The organism is uncultured Comamonas sp. (genome assembly GCF_964277875.1).
Taxonomy (GTDB): Bacteria; Pseudomonadota; Gammaproteobacteria; order Burkholderiales; family Burkholderiaceae_C; genus Comamonas; species Comamonas sediminis.
In genome coordinates, this window is the sequence record NZ_CAXYJV010000005.1 from 54,944 (window position 1) to 81,250 (window position 26,307).

23 protein-coding genes and 1 pseudogene are annotated in these 26,307 nt (G+C 63.4%); 19 read left to right on the top strand and 5 right to left on the bottom strand.

Going from position 1 to position 26,307, the window contains the following annotated elements; all coding sequences use genetic code 11:
* The first annotated feature begins 74 nt into the window (after nt 1–74).
* From ACHWUQ_RS02645 to ACHWUQ_RS02670, 6 genes are all read left to right on the top strand, one after another.
* Nucleotides 75–1,631: a glycine betaine ABC transporter substrate-binding protein gene (locus ACHWUQ_RS02645; RefSeq protein WP_312459514.1), complete on the top strand. Its 1,557-nt coding sequence runs from the start codon at nt 75–77 to the stop codon at nt 1,629–1,631.
* A 156-nt stretch (nt 1,632–1,787) separates the two neighbouring features.
* Complete coding sequence (gene recG, locus ACHWUQ_RS02650; RefSeq protein WP_394680280.1) at nt 1,788–3,983, top strand: ATP-dependent DNA helicase RecG; 2,196 nt, start codon at nt 1,788–1,790, stop codon at nt 3,981–3,983.
* Nucleotides 3,984–4,483: 500 nt separating this feature from the next.
* Nucleotides 4,484–5,452: a LysR substrate-binding domain-containing protein gene (locus tag ACHWUQ_RS02655; protein WP_021028298.1), complete on the top strand. Its 969-nt coding sequence runs from the start codon at nt 4,484–4,486 to the stop codon at nt 5,450–5,452.
* Nucleotides 5,453–5,644: 192 nt separating this feature from the next.
* A complete protein-coding gene (locus ACHWUQ_RS02660; RefSeq protein ID WP_394680272.1) occupies nt 5,645–6,445 on the top strand; it encodes a phosphatase PAP2 family protein in 801 nt (266 codons plus the stop codon).
* Nucleotides 6,446–6,490: 45 nt separating this feature from the next.
* A complete protein-coding gene (gene ubiA / locus ACHWUQ_RS02665) occupies nt 6,491–7,375 on the top strand; it encodes a 4-hydroxybenzoate octaprenyltransferase (RefSeq protein ID WP_312416890.1) in 885 nt (294 codons plus the stop codon).
* Nucleotides 7,376–7,493: 118 nt separating this feature from the next.
* Nucleotides 7,494–12,575: an ExeM/NucH family extracellular endonuclease gene (locus ACHWUQ_RS02670; RefSeq protein ID WP_394680273.1), complete on the top strand. Its 5,082-nt coding sequence runs from the start codon at nt 7,494–7,496 to the stop codon at nt 12,573–12,575.
* A 256-nt stretch (nt 12,576–12,831) separates the two neighbouring features.
* On the opposite strand, the gene ACHWUQ_RS02675 is transcribed toward ACHWUQ_RS02670, so the two are convergent.
* The 3 genes from ACHWUQ_RS02675 to ACHWUQ_RS02685 all read right to left on the bottom strand — a co-directional run bounded on the left by ACHWUQ_RS02675 (nt 12,832) and on the right by ACHWUQ_RS02685 (nt 16,506).
* The gene (locus ACHWUQ_RS02675; protein WP_133855846.1) at nt 12,832–14,112 is read right to left on the bottom strand and encodes an aspartate carbamoyltransferase; all 1,281 of its coding nucleotides are present in this window, start codon (nt 14,110–14,112) and stop codon (nt 12,832–12,834) included.
* A gap of 161 nt (nt 14,113–14,273) precedes the next feature.
* Nucleotides 14,274–15,107, bottom strand: a complete 834-nt coding sequence (gene proC, locus ACHWUQ_RS02680; RefSeq protein WP_239810511.1) for a pyrroline-5-carboxylate reductase — start codon at nt 15,105–15,107, stop codon at nt 14,274–14,276.
* A 136-nt stretch (nt 15,108–15,243) separates the two neighbouring features.
* Nucleotides 15,244–16,506, bottom strand: coding sequence for an esterase-like activity of phytase family protein (locus ACHWUQ_RS02685; protein ID WP_394680274.1), 1,263 nt, complete (start codon nt 16,504–16,506; stop codon nt 15,244–15,246).
* 146 nt (nt 16,507–16,652) lie between these two features.
* Here ACHWUQ_RS02685 and aqpZ point away from each other — a divergent pair, with 146 nt between their 5' ends.
* Nucleotides 16,653–17,354 (top strand): aquaporin Z, encoded by a 702-nt coding sequence (aqpZ, locus tag ACHWUQ_RS02690; RefSeq protein ID WP_239810513.1) that lies wholly within the window; start codon nt 16,653–16,655, stop codon nt 17,352–17,354.
* A gap of 70 nt (nt 17,355–17,424) precedes the next feature.
* Here the strand turns inward: aqpZ and glpK are convergent, their stop codons facing one another.
* Nucleotides 17,425–18,918: a glycerol kinase GlpK gene (gene glpK, locus ACHWUQ_RS02695; RefSeq protein WP_239810514.1), complete on the bottom strand. Its 1,494-nt coding sequence runs from the start codon at nt 18,916–18,918 to the stop codon at nt 17,425–17,427.
* A 67-nt stretch (nt 18,919–18,985) separates the two neighbouring features.
* The gene (locus ACHWUQ_RS02700; RefSeq protein WP_239810515.1) at nt 18,986–19,759 is read right to left on the bottom strand and encodes a DeoR/GlpR family DNA-binding transcription regulator; all 774 of its coding nucleotides are present in this window, start codon (nt 19,757–19,759) and stop codon (nt 18,986–18,988) included.
* A 346-nt stretch (nt 19,760–20,105) separates the two neighbouring features.
* On the opposite strand from ACHWUQ_RS02700, the gene ACHWUQ_RS02705 reads away from it, so the two are divergent.
* From ACHWUQ_RS02705 to secY, 12 genes and pseudogenes are all read left to right on the top strand, one after another.
* Nucleotides 20,106–21,704, top strand: a complete 1,599-nt coding sequence (locus ACHWUQ_RS02705; RefSeq protein WP_394680275.1) for an FAD-dependent oxidoreductase — start codon at nt 20,106–20,108, stop codon at nt 21,702–21,704.
* A gap of 226 nt (nt 21,705–21,930) precedes the next feature.
* Nucleotides 21,931–22,299: a 50S ribosomal protein L14 gene (gene rplN, locus ACHWUQ_RS02710; protein ID WP_027016133.1), complete on the top strand. Its 369-nt coding sequence runs from the start codon at nt 21,931–21,933 to the stop codon at nt 22,297–22,299.
* Nucleotides 22,300–22,311: 12 nt separating this feature from the next.
* Nucleotides 22,312–22,629 carry a 50S ribosomal protein L24 gene (gene rplX / locus ACHWUQ_RS02715; RefSeq protein WP_133855839.1) on the top strand — a complete coding sequence of 106 codons (318 nt, stop codon included), beginning with the start codon at nt 22,312–22,314 and terminating at the stop codon, nt 22,627–22,629.
* A gap of 10 nt (nt 22,630–22,639) precedes the next feature.
* Nucleotides 22,640–23,188 carry a 50S ribosomal protein L5 gene (gene rplE, locus ACHWUQ_RS02720; protein ID WP_133855838.1) on the top strand — a complete coding sequence of 183 codons (549 nt, stop codon included), beginning with the start codon at nt 22,640–22,642 and terminating at the stop codon, nt 23,186–23,188.
* A gap of 8 nt (nt 23,189–23,196) precedes the next feature.
* On the top strand, nt 23,197–23,502 hold the full coding sequence (rpsN, locus tag ACHWUQ_RS02725) for a 30S ribosomal protein S14 (protein WP_021028309.1): 306 nt from the start codon (nt 23,197–23,199) through the stop codon (nt 23,500–23,502).
* An 18-nt stretch (nt 23,503–23,520) separates the two neighbouring features.
* Nucleotides 23,521–23,916: a 30S ribosomal protein S8 gene (gene rpsH / locus ACHWUQ_RS02730; protein ID WP_021028310.1), complete on the top strand. Its 396-nt coding sequence runs from the start codon at nt 23,521–23,523 to the stop codon at nt 23,914–23,916.
* A gap of 26 nt (nt 23,917–23,942) precedes the next feature.
* A complete protein-coding gene (rplF, locus tag ACHWUQ_RS02735; RefSeq protein WP_027011216.1) occupies nt 23,943–24,476 on the top strand; it encodes a 50S ribosomal protein L6 in 534 nt (177 codons plus the stop codon).
* A gap of 11 nt (nt 24,477–24,487) precedes the next feature.
* On the top strand, nt 24,488–24,853 hold the full coding sequence (gene rplR / locus ACHWUQ_RS02740) for a 50S ribosomal protein L18 (protein WP_021028312.1): 366 nt from the start codon (nt 24,488–24,490) through the stop codon (nt 24,851–24,853).
* 15 nt (nt 24,854–24,868) lie between these two features.
* Entirely contained in the window at nt 24,869–25,387 is a 519-nt protein-coding gene (rpsE, locus tag ACHWUQ_RS02745) for a 30S ribosomal protein S5 (RefSeq protein WP_239810517.1), read from the top strand.
* An 11-nt stretch (nt 25,388–25,398) separates the two neighbouring features.
* Complete coding sequence (rpmD, locus tag ACHWUQ_RS02750; protein WP_066475638.1) at nt 25,399–25,581, top strand: 50S ribosomal protein L30; 183 nt, start codon at nt 25,399–25,401, stop codon at nt 25,579–25,581.
* A gap of 11 nt (nt 25,582–25,592) precedes the next feature.
* Nucleotides 25,593–26,024, top strand: coding sequence for a 50S ribosomal protein L15 (rplO, locus tag ACHWUQ_RS02755; protein ID WP_239810518.1), 432 nt, complete (start codon nt 25,593–25,595; stop codon nt 26,022–26,024).
* A gap of 21 nt (nt 26,025–26,045) precedes the next feature.
* A pseudogene (gene secY, locus ACHWUQ_RS02760) lies at nt 26,046–26,307 on the top strand (preprotein translocase subunit SecY); the annotation flags it as partial.

The window sequence follows — 26,307 nt, forward strand, 5'->3', positions numbered from 1 at the left end:
CAGGCCGCGCGGGCTTGGCGCGGTTGGGGGCCGCCTCCTACGTGCCTGGGAAGCGCAGTTGCTATAGTGGCCCGATGCTACGTCTTCACCACTTGATGCGCTTCGCGTTGGTCTGGGTTCTGGGCCTCTTGGCCGCCTCTGCTGCCGGGGCCGCGCAGGAGGAAACCCTGCGCGTGGGCTCCAAGCGTTTCACCGAATCCTATGTGCTGGCCGAGATCATGGCGCAGCAAGCACAGGCCGCCGGGGTCAAGACCCAGGTGCGCCAGGGCCTGGGCAACACGGCCATCGTCTATGAAGCGTTGCGATCCGGCCAGATCGATGTCTATGCCGAATACAGTGGCACCATTGCGCTGGAGATTGCCAAACATGCCCAGGGCAGCGATCTGGCATCGCTGAATGCGGCGCTGGCGCCATTGGGCCTGGCCGTCGGTGTGCCCTTGGGCTTCAACGACGGCTATGCGCTGGCGATGCGCCGCCAGCAGGCCGAGGCGCTGGGCATTCGCAGCCTCAGCGACCTGGCGCGCCACAGCGAACTGCGCTTTGGCCTGTCGAACGAATTCATCGGCCGGGGTGATGGCTGGCCCGGCCTGGCCAAGCGCTACAACCTGCAGGCCAAGCCCCAGGGGCTGGACCATGGGCTGGCCTATGAGGCCATCACCCAGCAGCACATCGATGTGATGGACATCTACACCACCGATGCCAAGATCGACCACCTGGGGCTGTGGGTGCTCGAGGATGACCAGGCCTATTTTCCGCGCTATGACGCGCTGCTGCTCTACCGGCAGGACCTGCCCACACAGAAACCGGTGGCCTGGGCCGCGTTGCAACAGCTGCAGGGCCGCATCAGCGAAGCGGCAATGATTGGCATGAATGCCCAGGCCGAGCTGCAGGGCCGGGGCTTTGCCGAGATTGCCAAGCAATTTCTGGCAGGCGGGGCTGCGCAGACCAACGGCAAGGCCGCAGTGGACGCGAAGGCAGCGGGCCAGCCGAGCTTGGGCGCGCGGCTGTGGACGCGCCTGGTGGCGCCTGACCTGTGGCGGCTGACTGCGCAGCACCTGGCGCTGGTGCTGGTCTCCGTCGGTGTGGCGGCGCTGATCGCAGTGCCTGCCGGCATTCTGCTCTTTCCGCATCCTCGCTCGCGGGCGCTGGCACTGGGCGCGGCCGGCGTGCTGCAGACGATTCCGTCCCTCGCCCTGCTGGCGGTGCTGATTGCCTGGTTCGGCGTGATCGGCCGGCTGCCGGCCCTGGTGGCGCTGACGGCCTATTCGATCCTGCCGATTCTGAGCAATACCTGTGCGGGCCTGGCCGAGGTGTCGCCGGGCTTGCGCAGCGCCGGCTCTGCGCTGGGCATGACCCGGCCCCAGCGCATGCGCTGGGTGGAGCTGCCGATTGCGATGCCCACCGTGGTCGCCGGTATCCGCACGGCCTGCGCCATTGGCATCGGCACCGCGACGATTGCCGCATTCATCGGCGCAGGTGGCCTGGGCGAGCGCATTGTGACCGGTCTGGCGCTGAACGACAGCGCGCTGATGCTGGCGGGCGCGTTGCCGGCAGCCGCGCTGGCACTGCTGTCCGAGCTGCTGTTTGAGCTCTGGGAGCGCTATCTGCGCCGGCGCCGCGTGCGGCGCTGATGCGGCGGGCTCCAGCGCGGCTGCGTAGAGAGGCTGGACAGGTTTTGGCAGGCACTGTCTTTTTAACCAGTCGTGCGGCAAAGCATGCCAGAATGCAGCATTGCTGAAACTGCCTCCATGTCTGCTGCCACGCCTGCTTCTTCTGCTGATGATGCGATGCCCTCAAAGGGGCGCAAACCTGGCCGCCCGCGCAAGGCGAGCGGGGCAGCAACGGGCGCGGCCCCTGCCGCTGGCGCCACCCCCGCGCCAGCAAAGACTGCCGCCAAGAACCCCGCCCAGCAAGCGCTGGTCAAACTGGGGCTGACCCGCGACATCGATCTGGCGCTGCATCTGCCGCTGCGCTATGAAGATGAGACGCGCATCATTGCGCTGCGCAGTGCGCGCGATGGCGAGGTGGCGCAGATCGAAGCCACCGTGGTGTCTGCCGATGTGCAGCTGCGGCCTCGCCGGCAACTGGTGGTGCGGGTCGAAGATGCCAACGGAGACGGCTGCGAACTGCGCTTCTTCAGCTTCTACCCTTCCCACCAGAAGACCCTGTCCGTGGGCAACACCTTGCGCATTCGCGGTGAGGTCAAGGGCGGCTTCTGGGGGCGGCAAATGCTGCACCCGGCCTTCCGGCTGGCGGGTGGCGAGCTGCCCCAGTCGTTGACGCCGGTGTACCCCACCACCGCCGGGCTGCCCCAGCCCTATCTGCGCCGCGCGGTGATCGGCGGTTTGCAGCGTGCTGATCTGAGCGAAACCCTGCCACCCGGCGTGGACCTGCCCTATGCCCGGTACCTGGGAGCGGGCGGCCTGGGCAGGGCCTACACCTTGCGCGAAGCGCTGCAGTTTCTGCACCACCCCACGCCCGATGTCGCGGTAGCCACCTTGGAAGACCACAGCCACCCGGCCTGGCAGCGCCTCAAGGCCGAAGAGCTGCTGGCCCAGCAGCTGTCGCAGCTGACGGCCAAGCGCGAGCGCGACAGCCTGCGCGCGCCCGCGCTGGCAGCGCAGCGCCATCCCGACGGCAGCCTGAACCTGCATGAGCAGTTTCTGGCCGCCCTGCCTTTTGCGCTGACCGGGGCGCAGCGCCGGGTCTGCGAGGAAATTGCCAGGGATCTGGGGCGCCACATACCGATGCACCGCCTGCTGCAGGGCGATGTGGGCTCGGGCAAGACCATCGTGGCGGCGCTGTCGGCGGTGATCGCCATTGATGCGGGCTGGCAGTGCGCGCTGATGGCGCCGACCGAAATTCTGGCCGAGCAGCACTTTGCCAAGCTGGTGGGCTGGCTGGAGCCGTTGCTGGCGCCGCGCGGCCTGAAGGTCGCCTGGCTGGCCGGTGCGCAAAAGAAGAAGCAGCGCACCGAGATGCTGGCGCTGGTCGAGAGTGGCGAGGCCGCGCTGGTGGTCGGCACGCATGCGGTCATCCAGGACCAGGTGCAGTTCAAGCAGCTGGGGCTGGCCGTCATCGATGAGCAGCACCGCTTTGGCGTGGCCCAGCGCCTGGCGCTGCGGCAAAAGCTGCTCTCCACCGGCATGGAGCCGCATATGCTGATGATGAGCGCCACGCCGATCCCGCGTACCTTGGCGATGAGCTACTACGCCGACCTGGATGTCTCCACCATCGACGAGTTGCCGCCGGGACGCACGCCGGTGGTGACCAAGCTCATCAGTGACAGCCGGCGCGATGAGGTGGTCTCGCGCATTGCCGACCAGATCGCCCAGGGGCGCCAGGTGTACTGGGTCTGTCCGCTGATCGAGGAGAGCGAGGCGCTGGATCTGTCCAACGCCACTGCCACCCATACGGACTTGAGCGAGGCGCTGCCCGGGGTCATGGTCGGTCTTCTGCACTCGCGCATGCCCACGGCTGAGAAAAAGGCCGTCATGGCCTTGTTCACCGAAGGGGTGATGGGCGTGCTGGTCTCCACCACGGTGATTGAAGTGGGCGTTGATGTGCCCAATGCCAGCCTGATGGTGATCGAGCATGCCGAACGTTTTGGCCTGAGCCAGCTGCACCAGCTGCGCGGCCGGGTGGGGCGGGGCGCTGCAGCATCGGCTTGTGTGCTGCTGTATGCGGTAGGTGACAACGGCAAGCTCGGCGAGACGGCCAAGGAGCGGCTGCGGGCGATGGCCGAGACCTCCGATGGTTTCGAGATCGCCCGGCGCGATCTCGAAATTCGCGGGCCCGGCGAGTTTCTGGGGGCGCGGCAGTCGGGTGCGGCGCTGTTGCGATTTGCCGATCTGGAAGCCGACAAGCACCTGCTGGAATGGGCGCGTGAGTTGGCGCCGCCGATGCTGGACCGCTGGCCGGACCTGGCTGCCAGCCATGTGCTGCGCTGGCTGGGCGGCAAGGCGGAATACCTCAAGGCCTGAAAAACTAGCGCATAGCTCACCGCCACCTGCATGGCAGCATTGCAAACAAGATTTAAAAGTTGCAAAAATGATACGAAATCTTGGTAAATATCGATTGATTCGTGCTATGGCTGTTGCGCAGAATGTTAATCGTGTTGTTCAAATAGAGGATATAAAACGCATTCTGTAACTAGATTTATAGCTTGTTGCGGCCACCCCAATGGCAAATAAGCCTTATTTAACAGGGAGGTAGCGGAGTGAGGCGTCGATAATTATGTAGCTTTGTGTAAATGCTCGCATCCACATTTACCTACATTCCCGGTGAGCGAGCGCTTGCATTTGACGCATAATAGATTAATCCTATTTTTGTAGTCGCGCATTGGCACCCATGGTGCTTCGGAATAGAGTACAACTCATAGCTTGCGGTTCTGATGAAACACAGTGTGGCACTTTGGTCTCTGGCGCTATAGCCAGGTGGTCCACAGGCCATGCACAATACGCGATTCGCACTAAAAACTGACATGACACTTACAGAGCTCAAATATATTGTTGCTGTCGCCCGTGAAAGGCATTTCGGCCGCGCCGCTGATGCCTGCTACGTGTCGCAACCTACCTTGTCTGTCGCCATCAAAAAGCTGGAGGAAGAACTCGAGGTCAAGCTGTTTGAACGCAGTGCCTCGGAAGTGTCGGTCACCAGTCTGGGTGACCAGATCGTGCGCCAGGCGCAAATCGTGCTGGACCAGGCCGCTGCGATCAAGGAAATTGCCAAGCGCGGCAAGGACCCGCTGGCAGGTGTGCTGACCCTGGGTGTGATCTATACCATCGGTCCCTATCTGCTGCCTGAGCTGGTGCGCCAGTCGATCGAGCGCACGCCGCAGATGCCGTTGATGATCAACGAGAACATGACCGCCAAGCTGCTGGAGATGTTGCGTACCGGTGAGATCGACTGCGCCATCGTGGCCGAGCCTTTCCCCGATACCGGTCTGGCGATGGCCCCTCTGTATGACGAGCCCTTCTTTGCGGCCGTGCCCAGCGTGCACCCGCTGGCCACGCGTGACAGCATCTCGGCCAGCGAGCTGAAGAACGAAACCATGCTGCTGCTGGGCGCTGGCCACTGCTTCCGTGACCATGTGCTCGAAGTCTGCCCCGAGTTCGCCCGCTACTCCAGCAACACCGAAGGCATCCGCCGCACCTTTGAAGGCTCGTCGCTCGAGACCATCAAGCATATGGTGGCTGCCGGCATGGGTGTCACCCTGGTGCCCCGCCTGTCGGTGCCCAAGGATGCGCTGGAAAAGGGTGTGCGCCGCCGCAAGTCGGACGAGACCCACATCCGCTACATTCCGCTGACCGACGAGATCAACGACGAAGCACCGAAGCGCCGCGTGGTGCTGGTATGGCGCCGCAGCTTTACCCGCTACGAAGCCATCGCCGCATTGCGCAATGCGATCTTCGCCTGCAACCTGCCCGGCGTGACGATGCTGCAAGCCTAAAGCGCGCTGCACGGTTTCTTTGGACCCCATGCACGGCATGCCGGCATGGGGTTTTGTATTTTCTGAGGTGTTGTGAACGTGTTGTCTGTGTTGTTGCCGCATCGGCGGCTGTCGTCGTTGGCGGCGGGCCGAGACCGGTGTTGCCAGGGTTCGTGCTTCGCCGCTCTGATGCTTTTCGGTGCCGAGCAAGCGATGGCCCAGAGCAGTCACCTGCCTGGGGGATCAAGCTTCGTCTTTGATGCCTTGGCCATGCTGGATGCCTGGATGCCGGTGCTGCTGCTTGCCTGGTTGTTGGCGGGGGTACTGGTTTGGCGCTGGCTGCCGCGCAGGCAGACGGCAGTGCTGTATGCCGCCAAGCAGCCTGTGGGGGTGCCGTTGGTGGTGGCTGCCGGCTGCTTGCTGCTGTTTGCGATGCTGGCCTGGGTGGTCGTCTGCCCCGAGCATTCGGGCCATGCCCGCTTGTTGGCCGCCGATGCAGCGGCCCAGCAATGGGCGCAAGACCATGTCTCGGCGCCGGGGCGGGAGCTGCTGCATGTGCTGACCGCTGCCGGCGATGTGCGCTGGCTGGCGGTCCTGGTGCTGCTCGTGGCGGGCGGGTTGGCGCTGGCTGGGCGGTGGCAGGCCTTGTGGGCCTGGGTGTTCTTTATTGGCCTCAATGGCCTGGCGGTACGCCTGCTGAAGAATCTGCTGGACCGCGCCCGCCCCGAGGTGCTGCATGAGATGCTGACGTCGGGTGCCAGTTTCCCCAGCGGCCACACCTCTGGGGCCGTCGTTGTCTATGGCCTGCTATGGCTGGTGCTGCGCGGCCGGCTCTCGCCCGCTGCGCGCCGCGTCCTGGCCTGGCTTTGTGGGGGACTGGTCGCCACCATTGCGCTCAGCCGCATCCTGCTGCAGGCGCACTTTGCCAGCGATGTGCTGGCCGGCGCGCTGCTGGGCCTGGCCTGGTGTGCACTGGCGGCCCTGATGCTGGGGCCGCGCGGGCGTGCAAATTGACAAAGAGAGGGCACAGGGTAGCGCTGTGACGCTATGCTTGCTGCCATGTCAGCTGCTGCCCATCCCTCCCTCTCTCTGTCCGAGCGCTTTGCGCTGTACCTGGATCTGATTCGCTTCAACCGGCCTGCCGGCTGGCTGGTGCTGGTCTGGCCCACCTTGGTGGCGCTGTGGGCGGCGTCGGGGGGCTTTCCGGGCTGGCACCTGGTGCTGGTGTTTGTGCTGGGCACTTTTTTGATGCGCAGCGCCGGCTGCTGCATCAATGACATTGCCGACCGCAAGTTCGACCGCCATGTCAAACGCACCGCGCAGCGCCCCATCACGACGGGCAAGATTTCGGTGTTCGAGGCGGCGATGGTCGGCGTGGTTCTGACCTTGCTGTCGCTGGCGCTGGTGCTGACCACGCGCTGGGAGGCAGTGGCCTGGTCGGTGCCTGCGGTGCTGTTCACCATCCTCTACCCCTTTACCAAGCGCTTTTTTGCAATGCCGCAGGCGTTTTTGGGCATTGCGTTCAACTTTGGTGTGCTGATTGCATTTGCCGCCGTGCAGGGCCAGGTGCCGATGATGGCCTGGCTGCTGTGGCTGGCCAATATGTGCATGGTGCTGGCCTATGACACCGAGTACGCAATGGTGGACCGCGATGACGATCTGAAGATCGGCATGAAGACCTCGGCCATCACCTTGGGCCGTTTTGATGTTGCCGCGATCATGGCTTTCTTTGGGGTGTGCCTGGTTCTGACGGTGCTGGCGCTGGCGCCGCTGCAGCTGGCCTGGCCCTGGTGGCTGGGCGTGGCTGCGGCTGCAGCGCAGATGCTGTGGCACTACAGCCTCATCCGCCAGCGCACGCGCGAAGGCTGTTTTACCGCGTTCAGCAAAAGCCACTGGATTGGCGTGAGCCTGTTTGCCGGTGTGGCGCTTGCCTTTGCGCTGTGACCGGGCTGTGACAGTGGCGGCGGTGTCGGTTTTTGGGAACGCTTACAGATTCTGACACGGAGCTTTCATCGCCAGCGGCGACAAAGAGGGGTTGTTTGCCACTCCCTCTACTGCTGCCATGTTTGCTCTTCGCTCCATTTCGTCTGCCTGCCGCGCCAGCGTGCGGGCGTCCCAGGGTCTGTCACTGGCAGCTGCCTTGCTGCTGGCGGCCAGCGTGCTGCCCGCGTCGGCCCAGACCACGCTGGCGGCCGGCGACGTCGCTGTCGTCGGCTTTGCCTCGGACACGCCGGACTCCGTCAGCCTGGTGTTGCTGCGCGATATCGAAGCGGGCACCGAGATTCGCGTCACCGACAATGGCTGGACGAATGCGGGCGCGTTTCGCACCGGTGAAGGTGTGCTGATCTGGCAGGCCACGGAGGCGCTGTCTGCCGGCACGGTCGTCAAGATCAGCGCGGCTGACACCAAGCCTGCGGCCAACCATGGCACGGTCAGCGCCTCGGGCAGCTTCAATCTGGCCGCCGGCGGCGACAGTGTGCTGGTCTACCAGGGCTCAGAAGCGGCACCGCAGTTCGTGTTCGCGCTGAACAATGTGACCGCTGGCAGCTGGGACAGCAATGCCAGCAACTCCAACACCTCGGCGTTGCCGCCTGGCTTGGTCAACGGCAGTACCGCCATTGCGCTGGTCAAGCAAAACAATGTCGCCTACGACAGCACCAAGGGCGCCATCGAGGGCACGGCGGCCGAGCTGCTGGCAGCGATCAGCCAAGCCGCCAACTGGACGGGCAATGGCACCGCACCGGCGGCCCTGACCGTCATCGATCCAGGTGCCGGCGAGACGGCGATGTTCACCCCGCTGCCGGCGACCCAGGCGGGCAGCTCGGACGCCTCTGCCGCCGTCGCGCTCGACGACCGCTACATGGTCGTCGGCGATGACGAAGGCAATGTGCTGCGCGTCTACCCCCGCGGCGGCGGCGTGGCGGTCAAGGAATGGGAATTTGGCAGCCTGCTGGGTTTGAGCAAGGAGCTCGACCTGGAGGCGGGCACCCGCATTGGCAACACCTTGTATTTCACCGGTTCGCACAGCAACAAGTCCGATGGCAGCGAGGCAGACAACCGCGAGCACCTGTTTGCCGTCGATGTGGCGGGCACCGGCGCCACGACGGAATTCAGCTTCAAGGGGTCTTACGGCGGTCTGGAGGGCTTGCTGAACACCTGGGACAGCAGCAATGCCCATGGCAAGGGTGCCAACTACTACGGCTTCGTGGCTTCGTCGGCGGACAAGGTGCCGCCCGAGTCGCCAGCCGGCTTCTCGATCGAAGGCATGGCGGCGACCGCAGACGGCCAGCTGCTGCTGGGTTTCCGTGCGCCGCTGGCCAGTGCGCAGCTGCGCAACCGCGCGCTCGTCATCCCGATCACCAACCCTGCTGCGATGGTGGCGGGCACCGCGCCGGTGCTGGGTGCCGCCATTGAGCTGAACCTGGGCGGGCGCGGCATTCGCGACATGCAGCGCACCGAGGATGGCAAGTTCCTGATTCTGGCGGGCCCGCCCGGCAAGGCCGATGCGGCCGTGAACACCAACTTTGCCTTCTTTGTCTGGAACGGCCCGGGCACCACCGATGTGCAGCAACTGGACAATGTGCTGGACAACCTGCTGCGCACCACCGGCGGCAGCTTCGAGACCCTGGTCAGCCCCCTCAGCACGGCCAAGGGCACGACCGTCCAGTTGCTGCAGGACAACGGCGACACCCTCTGGCCTGGCAAGGGCTCGGTGTCCAAGGACCTGCCTTTTGCGGACCAGCAGTTCCAGGGCAATACCGTCAAGCTCGGTGGCCCCGCCGCTGCCGACACCACCGCCCCCGTGCTGCAAAGCAGCAGCCCGTTGCAGAACGCGGTGGACGTCGGCAAGACCGCCGTGGTGCGCCTGCAGTTCAGCGAAACGGTGCAGCGCGGCAGCGGCAGCCTGTCGCTGCTGGAAGACGGCAACCTGATCGCCACCGTGCCGATGACCGATGCGCAAGTGGCCATCGATGGCAGCGCAGTGCGCTTTACGCGCAGCGGTGGCTACCAACCCGGCAAGCGCTACAGCCTGGTGCTGCCCGCCGCTGCGGTGCTGGACATGGCTGGCAACGCACTGGCGGCCGAGCAAAAGCTGGACTTTACCGTCAACAGCGCGGTGGCAGCCAGCGCCAAGGTGCTGGTCTCCGAGGTCAACTCCAACGCCGATGGCGGCGATTTCTTTGAGCTGTTCAACTACGGCACGACCCCCGTGGACCTGAGTGGCTGGGGCTGGACCGACAGCAGCGGCGCGCTGCCCAGCGCCTTCCCTGCGGGCACCAGCCTGGCAGCAGGTGCGCGTCTGGTGGTGCTGAACGAGACCACGCCGGAAGCCTTCCGCACGGCCTGGGGTCTGCAGGCCAGTACTGCCGTCATCCTGGTGGCCGGCCAAGGCCTGGGCAAGGGCGATGCGGTGCTGGTGTATGACGCCAATGGCTACCTGGCTGCGGCGATGAACTATGGCAGCAAGGCGCTGACGGCGACCGATGGCTCGACCGTGGCGCCGGCGAAGAACCCGAGCGGCACAGCGGTATCCACCAGCGACCACGCGGGCGCTGCGGTGCGCAATGCCGGCACAACCGTGGGCAATGGCGTGTCCGCCGTCTGGGATGGCAAGTCCACTGCAGAGCCGCGCTACACCGCTGCGGCGGTCGGTGTGCTCGATGGCTTTGCCCAGCCCTCGAATGGTGCCAATATCGGCTCGCCCGGCTTGGCGCAGAACCTGGCACCGGTCGCCACCACCCCCATCTCGGCCGTGCAGGGTTCGGGTGACGCCTCGCCACTGGTGGGCCAGAGCGTGACGGTGCGCGGCATCGTGACCGCCTACCTTCCGGACCTCAGCGGTTTCTACATCCAGTCGCTGCCCGAAGACGACGACCACAACGCCGAGACTTCCGAGGCCGTGTTTGTGTACTACGGCAGCACGCCCATTGCCGGCATCAGTGCCGACAGCGTGGGCCAGGCTGTGCAGCTGACCGCCACCGTCAGCGAGTACAAGGGCTTGACCCAGCTGGGCGGCAGCATCCTGAACTTCAGCGTGCTCCATGGTGGCGCCAAGCAGGCGCTGCCTGCCGTGGTGGCGCTGAGCCTGCCGATGCCCGCCTATGCGAACTGGGAACGCTACGAAGGCATGCGTGTGCGCATTACCGGCAGCACCGGCCCGCTGGTGGTGACGGACAACTACTACCTGGGCCGCTATGGCACCGTCAGCCTGAGTGACTCCGCCAAGCTGATGCAGTACACCGAGCTGAATGCGCCCAGCGTGGCGGGTAACACCGCCTATCTGGAGACCATCAAGCGCAGCCATATCGTGCTGGACGATGGCAGCAGCAAGCAAAACCCGGCCACCGTACTGGGGCGCAATGGCCAGGATCTGAGTGCCAGCAACACCTTGCGTTCGGGCGACAGCACCCCGGCGATTGAGGGCATTCTGGACCAGTTCATCGACACGACGGTCGGCGCACACCAGACCAGCTACCGCGTGCAACCGCTGCAAAAGCCGATCTTTACCGGTGCAGCGCGCCCGACGGTGGCTGACCTCCAGCAGGCCATTGGCAGCCCGACGGTCAAGATTGCTTCGGCCAATGTGCTGAACTTCTTCAGCACCCTGGGCACGGCCAAGTTCAACAACCCCTATGGCGATTCGCTGGAAGGCCGTGGTGCCGACAATGCGGCCGAGCTGACCCGCCAGACCGACAAGATCGTCAGCAACCTGCTGGGTCTGGACGCCGATGTCTACGGGCTGATGGAAATCCAGAACAATGGCTTTGACACGACCAGCGCGCTGGCGACCTTGACCCGTGCCCTGAACGCCAAGCATGGCAGCGAGGTCTATGACTATGTGAAGGGCCCCTTCAATGCCGGTGGTGCCAAGACGGCCGTGGCGGCTGGCCATGATGCCATCTCGGTGGCTGTCATCTACCGCAAGGACCGTGTCAATCCCGTGGGCGTGCCTGCGGTGCCTGATGAGGCGCAGTACGATGCCTTCAATGCCACCTATGGCAACCGCGTGCCGCTGGCCCAGACCTTCGAGAAGACGCTGGCGAGCGGCGGCAAGGACCAGTTCACCGTGGTGGTCAACCACCTGAAGTCCAAGGGCAGCGTCAACGACCCGGACATTGGTGACGGCCAGGGGGCCAACAACCAGTCGCGCAAGCGTGCCGTCGAGCAACTGCAAACCTGGCTGGCGGGCAACCCGACGCAAGCGGGCAATGGCAAGAACGTGCTGATGGGCGACTTCAACGCCTATGCCAAGGAAGAGCCGATCTCCTTGCTGGAAAGCCATGGCTACCAGAAGCTGGGCGCTGGCCAGTATTCCTACGGCTTCCAGACCCTGTGGGGATCGCTGGATCATGTGCTGGTCAGCTCGGCGCTCGCCAGCCAGGTGGGCCAGGTGGTGAAGTGGCAGATCAACGCAGAAGAGCCGCCGGTCCTCGACTACAACACCAACTTCAAGAGCGCCGCGCAGGTCTCGTCGTTCTATGCGGCCGATGCCTACCGCTCCAGCGACCACAATCCGATTGTGCTGGGCCTGAACCTGGAAGGCGCGCCGGTCGGTCCGGAGCCGGAGCAGAACTTTGATGTGGTGCTGCCAGCGTCCGGCGGTGGCGGCAGTGCTGCAGTGCAGTGGAGCAGTGCCGATGCCTGCCGTCTGGCCCAGGCGCCCGTGGCCGTGGCTGCTGCATCGCTGGGTGCGCTGCCCCAAGGCCTGAGCGTGCCTTACGGCGCTCTGCAGTGGACAGCCACGGGCTGCGCCATGGGTGGCAATGGCACGATGCGCATCAGTTACCCATCGGCCCTGCCGGCCCATGCCAAGTACTGGAAGTTCGGTCCCACCAAGGCCAACACGACCCCACATTGGTACAGCCTGCCATCGACCGTGAACGGCAATACGCTGTCCGTGCAGATCGTAGACGGTGGGGATGGGGATGACGACATGGTCGCCAACGGCCAGATCAGCGATCCCGGTGGCGCCGGCTGGCTGGCCGATGTGCCGGTGGATCCAGGCACTCCTGTCGACCCAGGTACCCCAGGTGTAGGCAGCGCTGTGCCCGTGCCTACCTTGGGCCTGTGGAGTCTGCTGAGCCTGAGCGGCTTGCTGGGTCTGCTGGCGGCGGTTCGCCGCCGCATCGGTATGAGCTGCTAAGCACAAGCTGCCCTTGCGGCCCTGGGCCGCCCCGCCCCGCTCTCAAGGACTTGCTTGCAAGTCCTTTTTCATGCCCGAACGATGGCTGTTTTCAAGCCGGATTTCGGTGCGCTGCTAATGAAACGCGGACAAAAAAGCGGCCATCGATAGATGGCCGCTAACACTGGAGTCGCAGGAAAAAAACGTTCAATTTTCCGAAGCAGGGTGGACTGCTTCGAAAAAATGTCTCAAATCATGGTGTTGTGTAAGGTAGAGTTTAATCCAAAGTGTCAAACACTGCATCATCGGGGCCTACAAAAGCCGGAGAGCGCCAGGTGACATCGCGCAAATTGCGGGCAATCTGGTTCTCCACACCCATCAAAACGGCAAACAAAGCCATGCGCACAGGGATGCCATTGTCGGTCTGGCGGAAGATGGCCAGGCGGGGGTCCAGGTTCAAATCGGTCGACAGATCATTGGCGCCGGCGCGGGCATCGCGCGGCAGCGGGTGCATGATGATGGTGTCGGGTTTGCAGACGGCATCGACCAGCGATTTCTGCACCTGGAACTCCGGCGTGTAGCCCTCGATGTTCTCACCGGCAAAGCGCTCTTTCTGGATGCGCGTGGCATAGACCACGTCGGCGCCCTTGAGGTCCTGCAGCGAGGTGGAAACCTCCACCACATGGCCATTGGTCGAGGCCAGCTCGATCAGGTAGGCAGGCATCTCCAGCGAGCTGGGCGAGATCAGGGTGAACTTCATGCCCTTGTAGAGCGACAGCAGGCGGATCAGCGAGTGCACCGTGCGGCCATATTTGAGGTCGCCGACCATGGCGATATGCGCGCCGTCCATCAGCTTGCCCAGGCGGGAGAACTCGCGCTGGATCGTGTACATGTCCAGGATCGCCTGGCTGGGGTGCTCACCGGGGCCGTCGCCCGCATTGATGACGGGAATATTCGTCGCACGCGCAAATTCGGCCACCGAGCCTTGTTCGGGGTGGCGGATGACCAGCGCATCGACATAGCCGGCCATCACGCGGCTGGTGTCATAGATCGATTCGCCCTTGGCCATCGACGAGAAGGTAAAGCCGGTGGTATCGCAGACCGAGCCGCCCAGGCGGCTGAAGGCGGCGCCAAAGCTCACGCGGGTGCGGGTGCTGGCCTCAAAGAACAGGCTGCCCATGACGGCGCCTTCGAGCACGCGGCAGACCTTGTGGCGGCGGGCAATGGGTTGCATCACATCGGCGATGCGGAACAGCTCTTCGAGGCTTTCGCGCTCCAGCTGGGCCACCGACAGCAGTTGCGGACGGCCATCGGCAGACATGCGCTCGGCCAGCGGACGGTGGTGTTTCTGGGCATCGTGACCTGCGGCTTCACGGTACAGAATCTCGGAGACGAACTTCTGCGCCATATCGGGCATGGCGCGCGCTTCGCCAGAAGCCTCGGGCAGCAACCAGGTATCCAGGGTGCGGCGGCGCACGCCCAGGCGCTCGGCAAAGGCGTCGCGCGTCAAGTTCAAACGGCGCATTGCGTCGCGAAGAAAATCCTGTTGGCTGTCCATGGGCCGTGCTCCGATGCAGAGGAATGAATGCGGCCGAATTATACGCTTTGCGTTTGACTTTTGTGTGAAATATACGCAATGCGTGATTGCATTTGTGCAAAGTTGCAGCCGCAGGACGGCGGCGCCTGCCTCCCGCTGAGGGCAGGCGCTACGGCGCTGGCCTAGCCGCCGAATTCGTCGCCCAGCGCCTTGGCGCGGCGCTCGGCAGCGTGCATCGCGCCGATGAAGTGGGCGGCGATATCGGCGCCGCGCATATGCTCCAGCGCGGCAAAGGTGGTGCCGCCCTTGCTGGTGACGCGCTCACGCAGCACCGCTGGCGCTTCGCCCGACTGCGCCGCCAGCGCGGAGGCGCCGCTGAAGGTGCCAATCGCCAACTGCAGTGCCTGCTCGGCGGGCAGCCCCATCTCGACGCCGGCTTGCTGCATGGCTTCGAGGAAATAGAAGACGTAGGCGGGGCCCGAACCCGACAGGGCCGTGACTGCATCGAGCTGCGACTCCTGCTGCACCCAGACCAGCTGGCCTGTAGTAGTGATGATCTGCTCGGCCAGCTGCTGCTGGGCGGCGCTGACCTGCGGGCGGGCAAACAGCCCCGTCATGCCCTGGCCGACCAGGGCCGGGGTGTTGGGCATGGCGCGCACGATCTGGTCATTGCCCAGCCACTGGGCAATGCTGTCGCTGCGGATGCCGGCGGCCACGCTCAGGTGCAGCGCATGGCGGCTGTGGTTGGCGACGGCGGCCGCGGCCTGGGCGAAGGTTTGCGGCTTCACGGCCCAGACGACCACCTGGGCCTGCGCCAGGCTGCTGTCGGCGGCCGGCAGCGCGGTGATGCCAAACTGCTGCTGCAGGGTCTGGCGCTGGGGTTCGTAGGGTTCGACCACCTGGATGCGGTCTTTGGGCAGGCCCTGGCGAATCAGGCCGCCGATGATGGCGCTGGCCATGTTGCCACCGCCGATGAAGGCGATGGCGGGGAATTGGGACAGATCGGTAGTGGACATGGCGGCAGGTGCAAGCAAAGAAAGGGTGGGCAGAGCCAGCGCTGCTGGCGTGGCTGCCACTATAGCGGCGGCCTGCCCAAAGCTCAAACCGGTTGCATGGCAAGCCATGCGGGGCGCACAGGTTTTGCTATCAATTTCAATTGCGATGCGATTGGCTTGCGTTGCCCGCAGGGGCCGCGCAGGCCGGTGTTTCGACCAGCGCCAGGAACTGTGTGACCTGGGCCGGGTTGAAGTTGTTGTCGCTGACCAGCAGCAGCACCCGCTCGCCACTGGCCAGGCGTGGCCCCCAGGTCATGCCTTCGAGGTTGTCCACCGTTCGCAGCCCGAGCTGCGCAAAATCCAGCAGCAGTTCTTTGTGGGCGGGGGTGTATGCGGCGCCGTGTAGCGCATCGATCGCCAAGGTGTCGCTGGCCTCCTGGGTGTTGATGCGGTAGAGGCGCGCGGAAAAACCGGCTCCCAGCACATAGGCGCGCTCCAGCACCAGCAAATGGTCGGGCCCATCGGCCAGGATCTCGCTGACGCCATTGATGGCAATGAGCGGCAGCAGCAGGTTGTCCTTGGGCAGCGCGTCGGGGATGTAGGCAATCTGCCGAATCGGCTGCTGGCTGGCCAGGTCGTACTGGGTGATGCGCAGCGGCCCGCCGATCTGGCCACGGCGCGGTAGCGGGCCGTCCTGGCGCAACGCGCCCTCCATCGATAGCCACAGGCTGCGCTGGTCCTTGCTGATCGCAATGCCTTCCAAGGTCATGTTGTTGCGCGGGCCCCGGCCCGTCTCTGGCTGGAGCGGGCCTTGCAGCAGTGCGGGCAGGGGCCAGGTGTGCTGCCAGCTGCCATCCAGCCCGGCTTGCTGCAAGGAGGGGCCAAAGCCCCGCGCAAAGTCGCCTTCGCTGCTCCAGACCACACTGCGCCCGCCCGGCAGCAGCCGCAGTGCCTCGGGGTCAGGCACCGGCGTATCGGCCGTGGCAGTGCGGCTGCTGGGGTAGGGCGCGCCCGCCGGCGTGCGCAGGTACTGCTGCTCGACGATGCTGACCTGCTGCAGGCCGCTGGCGTCATAGCGGATGCGGGCCCGGTACCAACGGGCGCTGTCCTTGGCCGAGCGGTCGTCGCTCACCAGGTAGTAGCTGTCATCGGCCGGACGGTAGTCAATCGACGAAAGGCCGCCGACCTGTGTGCCGGCCCAAAGCGTATCCAGCGGCCAGCGCTGCTCGCCCAGCAGTTGCAGGGCCGGGCGGTCCGGGGTGTGGCAGGCGGCGGCGCCGGGGGACGGGATCGAGGGGGAGAGCGGTGCCTGGGCGGGTTCCGGAGAGGTCTTGCAGCCCGCTACCAACAGCACCAGAACGGAGAGTGACAGGGCCTTGAATAGACCGAACGAATAATGTATTTGGATATTGATTTTCATAGCATTTTTTGCAAGTGTAGCGCGCCTGTTGCACCGGCAATTGTTGACATTTTCAAACGCGACTCGCTCCTTATCATCTCGGCTACTGAGACCTGTATGTGTGTGCGTTGCATGCCGCGGGTCTGACTGATGAAGGGGTAAACACAATGACATCCAACCTGCAGAAATGGTCGGCGGAGTGCCTGGGTACGTTCTGGCTGACGTTTGGTGGTTGCGGCAGCGCCGTGCTGGCCGCTGCCTTTCCCGAGGTGGGTATTGGCCTGCTGGGCGTGTCGCTGGCCTTTGGTCTGACGGTGCTGACGGGTGCCTATGCCTTTGGTCCGATTTCGGGCGGCCATTTCAACCCGGCAGTCTCGGTGGGCCTGACGGTGGCCGGGCGCTTCAAGGCATCAGATCTGCCGGGCTACATCATTGCCCAGGTGCTGGGCGCGATTGTGGCCGCTGGCCTGCTGTACCTGATTGCCAGCGGCAAGGCAGGTGCCCAGGTGACCGATCTGGCGACCAATGGCTTTGGTGAGCACTCGCCAGGCAAGTTCTCGATGCTGGCAGCGCTGCTGACCGAAGTGGTGCTGACGGCCGTGTTTCTGCTGGTGATTCTGGGCTCGACCACGAAGAAGGCGGCCGTGGGCTTTGCCGGCATGAGCATTGGCCTGTGCCTGACCTTGATCCACCTGATCTCGATTCCGGTCACCAATACCTCGGTCAACCCCGCGCGCAGCACGGGCCCGGCGCTGTTTGGCCCGTCGATTGCACTGGAGCAGCTGTGGCTGTTCTGGCTGGCCCCGATCGTGGGTGCCGTGATTGGTGCACTGATCCACCGCGCCTTGCTGCGTGGCGATGAGGACTGAGCCAACGCCTTGAAGGCATAGACAGAAACAGGGGCTGCGGCCCCTGTTGTCGTTTTGAAGCGCGGCGGCTTTATCGTGCCGTGGTCTGGCGCACTGCCTGCTCCCAGCGCGCCATCAGCGCATCGGCGCGCGCCTTGTCCTGCGTGGGCATGAAGCGGCGCTCGGCCTTCCACAGCGCCGACAGCTCTTCGCTGTTCTGGTAGATGCCGGTGGTCAGGCCCGCCAGGTAGGCGGCGCCGAGGGCCGTCGTCTCCACACAGGCGGGGCGCACCACCGGAATGCCCAGCAAATCGGCCTGGAACTGCATCAGCAGGTTGTTGACGCTGGCGCCTCCATCGACCCGCAACTCGCTCACCGGCTGGCCGCCGTTGGCGACGGCATCCAGGCTCATCGCCTGCAGAAGTGCCGCGCTTTGGTAGGCAATGGATTCCAGCGCAGCCCGCGCAATATGGGCCACCGTGGTGCCCCGGGTCAGGCCGGTGATGGTGCCGCGGGCATCGGCATCCCAGTAGGGGGCGCCCAGGCCGGTAAAGGCGGGCACCATCATCACGCCGCCGCTGTCAGGCACGCTCTCGGCCAGCTGTTGCACCTGACCGCTGTGCTCGATCGCGCGCAGGCCATCGCGCAGCCATTGCACGACGGCGCCGCCGACAAAGACACTGCCTTCGAGCGCGAACTGGGGCTGGCGGTCCGTCTGCGCGGCGCTGGTGCTCAGCAGGCCATTGCGCGAGGGGTGGAACTGGGTGCCGGTATGCATCAGCATGAAGCAGCCGGTGCCATAGGTGTTCTTGGCCATGCCCGGCGCAAAGCAGGCCTGGCCGAACAGCGCGCTTTGCTGGTCGCCGGCCATGCCGCCGATGTGTATCGCAGCGCCCAGCACCTGGGCGGCGGTATCGCCAAAATGGCTGGCGGAGGGCTGCACCTCGGGCATCAGCGAGCGCGGGATGTTCAGCAGATCGAGCAGATCCTGGTCCCAGGTGTTGCTGTGCACATTGAAGAGCATGGTCCGGCTGGCATTGCTCACGTCGGTGACGTGGCGCTGGCCCTGCGTCAGCTGCCAGACCAGCCAGGTGTCGACTGTGCCGAAAGCCAGCTCGCCACGCTCGGCAGCGGCGCGGGCGCCCGGTACATGGTCCAGCAGCCACTGCAGCTTGGTGCCCGAGAAATAGGCATCGACCAGCAGGCCGGTCTTTTGCTGGATGCGCTCGGCATGGCCATCGGCGCGCAGCTGGGCACAGACGGGCTCGGCGCGGCGGTCCTGCCAGACCAGGGCGTTGTGGATGGGCTGGCCGGTCTTGCGGTTCCAGACGATGGTGGTCTCGCGCTGGTTGGTGATGCCCAGGCTGGTCACCTGGCTGGCGCTGATGCCTGCGGTTTTCAGCGCTTCCTGCGCCGTCGCCAGCTGTGTGCCCCAGATCTGCATCGGGTCGTGCTCCACATGGCCGGGGCGCGGGTAGATTTGCGGCAGCTCGCGCTGCGCCTGGGCCACGATGGCACCGTGGCGATCAAACACAATGGTGCGGGAGCTGGAGGTGCCCTGGTCCAGAGCGAGCAGATAGGTCATGTCTCAAAGCCGGTCTGAGCCGGTAGATCAGTCAGTTCAACAAAATGCGGCGGAAGGTGCCTGGCCGTCAGGCGACGGTGCAGCGCACATGGGCTTCCTGCAGCAGCCGGGGGAAGGGGTCGGGCGGCGGCGCATCGGTAAACAGCCGGTCGATGCGCGACAGCGGGCCGACTTCCACCATCGCCGGGCGGCCAAACTTGCTGTGGTCAGCGGCCATCCAGACTTCGCGTGCCTGGTCCATGATGGTCTGGGCTACCTTCACTTCGCGGAAGTCATAGTCGCGCAGGCTGCCATCGGATTCAATGCCGGATATGCCGATCAATGCGATGTCCACGCGGAACTGGCGGATGAAGTCCACCGCCGCCTCGCCAATGATGCCCCGGTCCCGGCCGCGCACCACGCCGCCGGCGACGATGACTTCGCAATCGGGGTTGCTGCTGAGCGTGGCTGCCACATTGAGGTTGTTGGTGATGATGCGCAGACCCCGGTGCTGCATCAGCGCGCGGGCAATGGCCTCGGTGGTGGTGCCGATGTTCAGGATCAGCGAACAGTTGTGCGGCACCTGGGCAGCGACGGCCTGCGCAATGCGGGTCTTGCCATCGGCGTTGAGGGCTTCGCGCTGCTGGTGGGCCAGGTTCTCGGTGGTGGAGTTGGGGACGCGCACGCCGCCATGAAAACGGGTGAGCACCCCTGCCTCGGACAGCCGCTGCACATCGCGGCGCACGGTCTGCAAGGTCACCCCCAGGAAAGCGGCCAGCTCCTCGACGGTGGCCGCGCTGCGGCGTTGCACTTCTTGTAAGAGCAGCAGTTGGCGGGGGTTGCTGTTGTTGAGCTCCGTCATGGCGGGATCCGAAACGAATGAAAACGAAAACTCCCGCCAATATAGTGCAAAACGCAACAGCTCGGCAGCAGGGCGGCCGCCTGCACCGTGTGGTGCTACCGCAGCAGCCCATGGCTGGCGCGAGGTTTTGTCATCAAGCTGGCACGACACGCTGGCATGCTGCAGCGCTGATATCCGGGCGTTCCGCGCCAGCAAATTTGGCGATAACGAACAAAAAAGATCAAAAACGAATAAAATTGAGAGACAAAAGCGCAAAAGCGAATCCCGCTTCCAGGCTTTGGCACCTTGCCCCAGGCCTGGCCGGTTCAGGAGCGGGGCAACTCTCAGACCTACATTTCAATTTCGCATGTCCACTGCTGCTGCACCGCTGTCCGTTCACCGTACCGATCTGCTGGCCCGTCTGGGCGCCACGCCGGTGTTTGACCTGGTGGTGGTCGGAGGAGGGGCCACCGGCCTGGGGGTGGCGCTGGATGCCGCTGCGCGCGGCTTCAAGGTGGCGCTGCTCGAGGCGATGGACTTCGCCAAGGGCACCTCGTCGCGGGCTACCAAGCTGGTGCATGGCGGCGTGCGTTACCTGGCCCAGGGCAATATCGCGCTGGTGCGTGAGGCGCTGCACGAGCGCACCACCTTGCTGAACAATGCGCCGCATATCGCCCAGCCGCTGGCCTTTGTGATGCCCTCGTACAAGCTGCTGGATACGCCGTTCTATGGCGTCGGCCTCAAGATGTATGACGCGCTGGCAGGCAAGGCGGGCCTGGGCTCCACCCAGTTCCTCTCGGCAGGCGCCACGCGCCGACTGCTGCCGACCGTGCAGGACAAGGGCCTCAAGGGCGGGGTCAAATACTGGGATGGCCAGTTCGACGATGCCCGCCTGGCCCTTGCGTTGGCCCGCACCGCTGCAGCCAAGGGGGCCTTGCTGGTCAACTACTGTCCGGTGATGGAGCTGATCCAGGAGGATGGCCGCGTCGCCGGCGTCATTTGCAAGGATGCGGAGTCCGGCCAGCGCTATACCGTGCGCGCCCGCTGCGTGGTCAATGCCACCGGGCCCTGGGTCGACCACCTGCGCCAGCAGGATGCGGAGCTGATGGGCAAGCCCGTCAAGCCCATGGTGGCGCCCAGCCAAGGGGTGCATCTGGTGGTGGACCGCGATTTCCTGCCGTCCGACCACGCGCTGCTGGTGCCCAAGACCGCTGACGGGCGCGTGCTGTTCGCGGTGCCGTGGCTGGGCAAGGTGATCCTGGGCACGACCGACACCCCGCGCCATGACCTGGCGCGCGAACCCCGTCCGTTTGACGAAGAGCTGAAGTTCATTCTCAGCGAGGCTGGCAAGTACCTCAGCCGTGCGCCGACCATGGCTGATGTGCGCAGCATGTGGGCCGGCCTGCGCCCGCTGGTCAAGCCGCAGGATGACGATGGCGAGAACACCAAGGGCATCAGCCGGGAGCACACGGTGCTGACCAGCAAGTCCGGCATGGTGACGGTGACCGGCGGCAAGTGGACCACGTACCGCGCGATGGCCGAAGACGTGCTGGAGGCCTGCTTTGATGCCCAGCGTCTGCCACGCAAGCCCGGTGGGGTGACGGTCAAGCTGCCGCTGGTCGGCACGCCAGCGTCGGGCCGCGCCCAGCACAGCATGCACATGGCCCAGGGCATGCATTCCTATGGCAGCGAGGCGGAATTCGTTGCAGCCTTGCCAGGCGCCGATGTCTGGCTGGCCAATGGCCTGAGCGAGGCGATGGTGCGCTTTGCTGCACGCTATGAATATGCGCGCACGGTGGAAGACGTGCTGGCCCGCCGCAGCCGGTTGCTGTTTCTGGATGCGCGCCTGGCGGCCAAGCTGGCACCGCGCGTGGCTGCCATCCTGCAGGAAGAATTGGGGTCGGATACGGCGCTGACGGCCTTTCTGGTGCTGGCGCAGCAGTACGCCGGCGAAAAAGTGGCGTAAAAATACCAATTTACCACTGGTTTGGTTGCGCACTCTTGACGGAGTGTGCTAGCTCTGCCAGAATAGAGGGCTTCGCGTTTAATGCGCGAGGTTTCTGCCCAGGAGAAGCATCGTAAATGGTTGCGGTGTGGACGACGGGCCCAAGACTGACTGGCTGCTTGGCTGTCCATGAAGATTAATTCTTATTGGGCTGTCTGGTCTGCTGGTGCAAGTTGGGAATATTGAAATGATCCAGACAGAATCTCGACTCGAGGTTGCCGACAATACCGGCGCGAAGTCTGTCCAGTGCATCAAAGTGCTGGGTGGTTCGCACCGTCGCTATGCGAGCGTTGGTGACATTATCAAGGTGAGCGTGAAAGAAGCTGCTCCACGTGGCCGCGTCAAAAAAGGCGAGGTTTACAGTGCTGTGGTGGTGCGTACCGCAAAGGGTATTCGCCGTGCTGACGGTTCGCTCGTCAAATTCGATGGCAACGCCGCTGTGTTGCTCAACGCCAAGCTGGAGCCTATCGGCACCCGCATCTTTGGCCCCGTGACCCGTGAACTGCGTACCGAAAAGTTCATGAAGATCGTGTCGCTGGCCCCCGAAGTTCTCTAAAGGAATAGCACTATGAACAAGATTCGCAAGGGCGACGAAGTTATCGTGCTGACCGGCCGTGACAAGGGCAAGCGTGGCGTTGTGACGCTGCGTGCGGACGACTCCCACCTGGTGATCGAAGGCATCAACATGGTGAAGAAGCACGTCAAGCCAAACCCCATGAAGGGCACCAACGGCGGTATCGTGGAAAAGGCCATGCCTATCCACCAATCCAACGTGGCTATCTTCAATGCGGCAACCGGCAAGGCTGATCGCGTGGGCATCAAGGTGAACGCCGACGGCGCACGTGTTCGCGTGTTCAAGTCCAATGGCGCTGATATCGCAGCCTAAGGAGTAAGACATGGCAAACGTTGCACGACTGCAAAAACAATACCGTGAGCAAATTGCTCCCGAACTGATGAAGAAGTTCGGCTACACCTCCTCGATGGAAGTGCCTCGCCTGACCAAGATCACCCTGAACATGGGTGTGAGCGAAGCCGTTTCCGACAAGAAGGTGATGGACAACGCCGTGGCTGACCTGACCAAGATTGCTGGTCAGAAGCCTGTGGTGACCAAGGCCAAGAAGGCTATCGCCGGTTTCAAGATCCGCGAAGGCCAAGCTATCGGCTGCATGGTGACCCTGCGTGGCGTTCAGATGTATGAATTCCTGGACCGTTTCGTGACCGTGGCTCTGCCCCGCGTGCGTGACTTCCGTGGTATTTCTGGCCGCGCCTTTGATGGCCGTGGCAACTACAACATCGGCGTCAAAGAACAAATCATCTTCCCTGAAATTGAGTACGACAAAGTCGACGCACTGCGTGGTCTCAACATCAGCATTACGACGACTGCGAAGAATGACGACGAGTGCAAGGCACTGTTGCAGGCTTTCCGCTTCCCGTTCAAGAACTGAGGTGATGCATGGCTAAACAAGCACTGATCCAACGCGAACTGAAGCGTGAAAAGCTGGCTGCCAAGTACGCAGCCAAGTATGCAGAACTGAAGGCCATCGCCGGCGACGCAAAGCGTTCCGACGAAGAGCGTGATGCAGCCCGTCTGGGCCTGCAAAAGCTGCCTCGCAATGCAAACCCCACTCGTCAACGTGCACGTTGCGAAATCACGGGTCGTCCCCGTGGCACTTTCCGTCAATTCGGTCTGGGCCGCGCCAAGATTCGTGAACTGGCATTCGTCGGCGCCATCCCTGGCGTGACCAAGGCCAGCTGGTAAGCAGTCAGGAGATTAAACATGAGCATGAGTGATCCAATCGCTGACTTGCTGACCCGTATCCGTAACGCACAAATGGTGTCCAAAGCCACCGTGCTGGTTCCTTCGTCCAAAGTGAAGGTTGCCATTGCACAGGTTTTGAAGGACGAGGGTTACATCGATGGCTTCGAAGTGAAGACCGAAGATGGCAAGTCTGAACTCGCAATTACCTTGAAGTACTACGCTGGTCGTCCAGTGATCGAGCGTATCGAGCGCGTGAGCCGTCCTGGCCTGCGTGTGTACAAGGGCTGCACTGCAATTCCTCAAGTCCAGAACGGTCTGGGTGTTGCAATCGTGACCACGCCCAAGGGTGTGATGACCGATCGTAAAGCGCGCGCTGCCGGTGTCGGCGGTGAAGTGCTTTGCTATGTGGCTTAACGCGGCATTGAAGGAGAAATACTGACATGTCCCGTGTAGCAAAAATGCCTGTGAGCATCCCCCAAGGTGTGGATGTCTCCATCAAGGAAGACCAAATCAGCGTCAAGGGCGCCGGCGGCACGCTGCTGCTGACCCCCAACGCCCTGGTCAAGGTTTCCAACAACGACGGTAAGCTGGCTTTCGAGCCGGTGAATGACTCCCGTGAAGCCAATGCCATGAGCGGCACCATGCGTCAGCTGGTGAACAACATGGTGGTTGGTGTGAGCAAGGGCTTCGAGAAGAAGCTGTCGCTCGTCGGCGTGGGTTACAAGGCCGCTGCTTCTGGCAGTAAGCTGAACCTGAGCGTTGGTTATTCCCACCCAGTCAACTTTGAAATGCCTGCTGGCATCACCGTGGCCACCCCTACCCCTACGGAAGTGGTGATCAAGGGTGCTGACCGCCAACGCGTTGGTCAGCTGGCAGCCGAGATTCGTGCCGTTCGTCCTCCCGAGCCTTACAAGGGCAAGGGCATCCGTTATGCGGATGAGAAGGTCACGATCAAAGAGACTAAGAAGAAATAAGGAGCTGCATCATGTTGAACAAGAAACAGCAGCGTCTTCGTCGTTCCCTGCAAACCCGTATCCGCATTGCCAACCAAGGCGTTGCGCGTTTGACGGTGAACCGTACGAACCTCCATATCTATGCCACGATCATTTCCGGCGACGGCACCAAGGTGATTGCAACCGCATCTACGGCAGAAGCCGAAGTGCGCAGCAACCTGGGCGCAGCTGGCAAGGGTGGCAACACCGCCGCAGCTACTCTCATCGGCAAGCGCATCGCTGAAAAGGCGAAGGCAGCTGGCGTTGAGAAGGTTGCATTCGACCGTGCAGGTTTTGCCTACCACGGCCGCGTCAAGGCTCTGGCTGATGCAGCCCGCGAAGCCGGCCTGCAGTTCTAAGCGGAGTGGATAGAAATGGCTAAATTTTCCCCCAAAGTGCAAGACGAAGGTCGTGACGACGGTTTGCGCGAAAAAATGATCGCGGTCAACCGCGTCACCAAGGTTGTGAAGGGTGGTCGTATTCTCGGCTTCGCTGCACTGACCGTGGTTGGCGACGGTGACGGCCGCGTTGGCATGGGCAAGGGCAAGTCCAAGGAAGTGCCTGCTGCCGTGCAGAAGGCTATGGAAGAAGCCCGTCGCAACATGATCAAGGTGTCGCTGAAGAACGGCACCCTGCATCACACCGTGATGGGTCACCATGGCGCTGCCAACGTGATGTTGGCTCCTGCTCCCAAGGGTACCGGTATCATCGCCGGCGGCCCCATGCGCGCCGTTTTCGAAGTTCTGGGCATCACCGACATCGTGGCCAAGAGCCATGGTTCGTCGAATCCCTACAACATGGTTCGCGCCACTTTCGACGCTTTGAACAATTCCACGACCCCTGCGGAAGTGGCTGCAAAGCGTGGCAAGTCGGTTGAAGACCTGTTCGTCTGATCGGAGTCACTATGACAACGCAACAAACTGTGAAGGTCCAACTGGTGCGTAGCCCGATTGGTACCAAGCAAGACCACCGCGCCACTGTGCGTGGTCTGGGTCTGCGCAAGCTGAACAGCATCAGCGAACTGAAGGACACCCCCGAAGTGCGCGGTATGATTAACAAGATCGCCTACCTGGTGAAGGTTCTCTGAAAGGATTGATGATGGAACTCAATAGCATCAAGCCTGCAGCAGGTGCCAAGCACGCCAAGCGTCGCGTGGGTCGCGGTATCGGTTCGGGTCTGGGTAAGACCGCCGGCCGTGGTCACAAGGGTCAGAAGTCGCGTTCGGGTGGCTACCACAAGGTAGGCTTCGAAGGCGGTCAGATGCCTTTGCAGCGTCGCCTGCCCAAGCGCGGTTTCAAGTCCACCACGTTGAAGTTCAACGCCGAAGTGTCCCTGGCTGCTCTCGAGCTGCTGGGTGCTGCGGAAGTGGATCTGGCAGTGCTCAAGCAAGCTGGTCTGGTTGGCCAACGCGCCAAGGTCGTCAAGGTGATCAACACCGGTGCACTGTCCAAGGCTGTCAAGCTGAACGGCATTGGCGCCACCGCTGGTGCCAAGGCTGCGATCGAAGCTGCTGGCGGTAGCCTCGCCTAACCCTTTCTGAAAGATTCATCAGTGGCTACGAACACCGCAACTATTGCAAAGACCGGTAAATACGGCGATCTGCGTCGTCGTTTGGTTTTTCTGTTGCTGGCGCTGATCGTCTACCGCATCGGAGCTCACATTCCGGTGCCTGGTATCGATCCCAACCAGTTGCAGCAGCTGTTCAATAGCCAACAGGGTGGCATCCTCAACCTGTTCAACATGTTCTCGGGCGGAGCGCTCTCGCGCTTCACCGTGTTTGCACTGGGGATCATGCCGTACATCTCGGCATCGA

Excerpts from the sequence above, each read along its gene's own strand:
- ACHWUQ_RS02645 (WP_312459514.1), top strand. The coding sequence starts at position 75 with ATGCTACGTCTTCACCACTTGATGCGCTTCGCGTTGGTCTGGGTTCTG.
- recG (WP_394680280.1), top strand. The coding sequence starts at position 1,788 with ATGCCCTCAAAGGGGCGCAAACCTGGCCGCCCGCGCAAGGCGAGCGGG.
- ACHWUQ_RS02655 (WP_021028298.1), top strand. The coding sequence starts at position 4,484 with ATGACACTTACAGAGCTCAAATATATTGTTGCTGTCGCCCGTGAAAGG.
- ACHWUQ_RS02660 (WP_394680272.1), top strand. The coding sequence starts at position 5,645 with ATGGCCCAGAGCAGTCACCTGCCTGGGGGATCAAGCTTCGTCTTTGAT.
- ubiA (WP_312416890.1), top strand. The coding sequence starts at position 6,491 with ATGTCAGCTGCTGCCCATCCCTCCCTCTCTCTGTCCGAGCGCTTTGCG.
- ACHWUQ_RS02670 (WP_394680273.1), top strand. The coding sequence starts at position 7,494 with ATGTTTGCTCTTCGCTCCATTTCGTCTGCCTGCCGCGCCAGCGTGCGG.
- ACHWUQ_RS02675 (WP_133855846.1), bottom strand. The coding sequence starts at position 14,112 with ATGGACAGCCAACAGGATTTTCTTCGCGACGCAATGCGCCGTTTGAAC.
- proC (WP_239810511.1), bottom strand. The coding sequence starts at position 15,107 with ATGTCCACTACCGATCTGTCCCAATTCCCCGCCATCGCCTTCATCGGC.
- ACHWUQ_RS02685 (WP_394680274.1), bottom strand. The coding sequence starts at position 16,506 with ATGAAAATCAATATCCAAATACATTATTCGTTCGGTCTATTCAAGGCC.
- aqpZ (WP_239810513.1), top strand. The coding sequence starts at position 16,653 with ATGACATCCAACCTGCAGAAATGGTCGGCGGAGTGCCTGGGTACGTTC.
- glpK (WP_239810514.1), bottom strand. The coding sequence starts at position 18,918 with ATGACCTATCTGCTCGCTCTGGACCAGGGCACCTCCAGCTCCCGCACC.
- ACHWUQ_RS02700 (WP_239810515.1), bottom strand. The coding sequence starts at position 19,759 with ATGACGGAGCTCAACAACAGCAACCCCCGCCAACTGCTGCTCTTACAA.
- ACHWUQ_RS02705 (WP_394680275.1), top strand. The coding sequence starts at position 20,106 with ATGTCCACTGCTGCTGCACCGCTGTCCGTTCACCGTACCGATCTGCTG.
- rplN (WP_027016133.1), top strand. The coding sequence starts at position 21,931 with ATGATCCAGACAGAATCTCGACTCGAGGTTGCCGACAATACCGGCGCG.
- rplX (WP_133855839.1), top strand. The coding sequence starts at position 22,312 with ATGAACAAGATTCGCAAGGGCGACGAAGTTATCGTGCTGACCGGCCGT.
- rplE (WP_133855838.1), top strand. The coding sequence starts at position 22,640 with ATGGCAAACGTTGCACGACTGCAAAAACAATACCGTGAGCAAATTGCT.
- rpsN (WP_021028309.1), top strand. The coding sequence starts at position 23,197 with ATGGCTAAACAAGCACTGATCCAACGCGAACTGAAGCGTGAAAAGCTG.
- rpsH (WP_021028310.1), top strand. The coding sequence starts at position 23,521 with ATGAGCATGAGTGATCCAATCGCTGACTTGCTGACCCGTATCCGTAAC.
- rplF (WP_027011216.1), top strand. The coding sequence starts at position 23,943 with ATGTCCCGTGTAGCAAAAATGCCTGTGAGCATCCCCCAAGGTGTGGAT.
- rplR (WP_021028312.1), top strand. The coding sequence starts at position 24,488 with ATGTTGAACAAGAAACAGCAGCGTCTTCGTCGTTCCCTGCAAACCCGT.
- rpsE (WP_239810517.1), top strand. The coding sequence starts at position 24,869 with ATGGCTAAATTTTCCCCCAAAGTGCAAGACGAAGGTCGTGACGACGGT.
- rpmD (WP_066475638.1), top strand. The coding sequence starts at position 25,399 with ATGACAACGCAACAAACTGTGAAGGTCCAACTGGTGCGTAGCCCGATT.
- rplO (WP_239810518.1), top strand. The coding sequence starts at position 25,593 with ATGGAACTCAATAGCATCAAGCCTGCAGCAGGTGCCAAGCACGCCAAG.